This is a genomic window from Pseudomonas sp. PA-4-8C (assembly GCF_021606625.1).
Classification (GTDB): Bacteria; Pseudomonadota; Gammaproteobacteria; order Pseudomonadales; family Pseudomonadaceae; genus Aquipseudomonas; species Aquipseudomonas lactis.
Window position 1 is genome coordinate 1 of record NZ_WKCD01000604.1, and the last position, 506, is coordinate 506.

1 protein-coding gene is annotated in these 506 nt (G+C 57.3%); it reads right to left on the reverse strand.

Features of this window, described 5'->3' with window-relative positions:
- Positions 1–85 precede the first annotated feature (85 nt).
- Positions 86–506: HlyD family efflux transporter periplasmic adaptor subunit (locus GIW04_RS31235; protein ID WP_236479682.1), on the reverse strand; the 421-nt coding region annotated here is incomplete at its 5' end.

The window sequence follows — 506 nt, forward strand, 5'->3', positions numbered from 1 at the left end:
TCCCTAGGCTCTTCACCTTGGGGTTGCACCGCCAGCGCTTGGCTGGCGGCCATGCACATCAAAACACCGGGTAGCAAACGCACAATCATTCCTCGATCAGCGATTCAGCGAACATGTTGCGCGCTGGTTTCAGGAGATACTGCAACATGGTGCGCTCACCTGCGTTGATCAGGACGTCAGCCGGCATACCGGGTTGCAGTTTGCGATTGCCTAGTTTCTTCATGCCGTCTTCAGATACCTTGACCCGCACCAGGTAGTACTGATCGCCAGTGCGCTCTTCGGTCAGGCTGTCGGCAGAAACGCGGATCAACGTGCCTTCGATTACCGGCGTTGTAGCCTGGTTGAAGGCGACGAAGCGGATATCTGCTGCCCTGCCAAGCTCAAGGCGGTCGATGTCCTTGGTTGCAACCTTGGCTTCGACGACCAACTCGGAACTCGCTGGTACGATGTCCAGTAGCGGGGTGGCGGCACTTACAACGCCACCGATGGTGTGAACCTTCATGTCC